The organism is Caballeronia sp. LZ065, from assembly GCF_031450975.1.
Classification (GTDB): domain Bacteria; phylum Pseudomonadota; class Gammaproteobacteria; order Burkholderiales; family Burkholderiaceae; genus Caballeronia.
The window spans coordinates 1-1,212 of the sequence record NZ_JARUXV010000023.1 but is presented as its reverse complement, the minus strand read 5'-3'; the positions used below and the strand labels follow the sequence as shown (position 1 = coordinate 1,212).

The 1,212-nt window shown below is 61.8% G+C and carries 1 protein-coding gene; it reads right to left on the bottom strand.

The features are described from left to right. Positions 1–401: 401 nt before the first annotated feature. Positions 402–1,212: hypothetical protein (locus QCE63_RS35470; protein WP_309839929.1), on the bottom strand; the 811-nt coding region annotated here is incomplete at its 5' end.

The window sequence follows — 1,212 nt, the reverse complement described above, 5'->3', positions numbered from 1 at the left end:
GATCGAGCGAGGCATCGCTGGAGACGAGCTGCACCTCGAAGTCGAAGAGCGTGGAAAGGGCTTCGTTACCTGTCATGGAACGGAAACTGAGGGTGCCGGAAGCAAATGCTTCGCTGTAGGCAGTCACAATCTGAGTCATGTTGTCTCACTCGATACGGATAAAAGGACAGGCACGAATGCCTGAACAAGTGGAGCGTCCGCATCTCGTTGGGATGCGGTTATTGACCTTTGGACGTTCGTCTCCTCGATCTTCGAGCGGGATAGCGATTGCCACTGCATGAAACACGGGCCCTGCACTCGCAGAGCGTCGCGAGTGAGGTCGCCCGACCCCGGCAGTTGATATTCCGCTCCGCATGGCGAATCCGGGTGTCGAATCGAGCTCGCCACGCGCACGTGCTGCCTCAGAATTTCACGTCGTAACCGACGTGTCCCATCTTCACGCCCATGTTGTTCACGGACGATCCGATGTCGACGATCATCGAACCGGTCGACTGCACCCAGTTGCCGGTGTTGTGGACCTGGCTACCCACGGTGATCACATTGCTTCCCCAGGTGTTGAGCTCCGCCACCTGAAAGCCCTCGAACTGCCCGGCCTGGACCTGAAGCGCGTTGCCGACCGTGGTGTCCGCCCGGTTTCCCGTCACGAAGCTGGTGGAGAGGCCGGTGATCGTCGTCGTGGTCGAACCGGCGACATCCTTGGTTTCGATGCCGGTGATCAGCACGGTGGACGTACCATCGGTGATCTTGAGCTCCTCGCCCAGATAGACCTTCTGCGTCGAGCCGACCACGAGCGTCTTCTCCATCCCGTTCACGGTGACGTTCAAGGCGCTGCCATTGAGCTTCGGCGTGGAGAAGTTCTGCAGGAAGCCGGGAACCTGGCTGGCCAGCGTGATGGACGATGACGCAGGGGTGGACGTAGACGTCGACGTGGCCGGCGTGGACTGCTGCATGCCGCGCCGCGCAAAGACCTTCCAGTCGCGCTCGCGTCGCCGTGCGGGCATGGCCTGCTGCAATTGCCCGGCTGAGCCTGTGCTCACTTGCTGCTGCAACAGACGTTGCGCACCGGAGGGCGGCGGCGAGGTCGAGCTGTCGCCGGAGGCGAGCGGCAGGCCCACTTCGATCGTGTGCGAACCCGCCGTGGCATGCGTGGTGTTGGCTTCGACGGACGTGTCGTAGTTGCGCTCGGCATGCAGCTTGACCTGCTCGGAACCT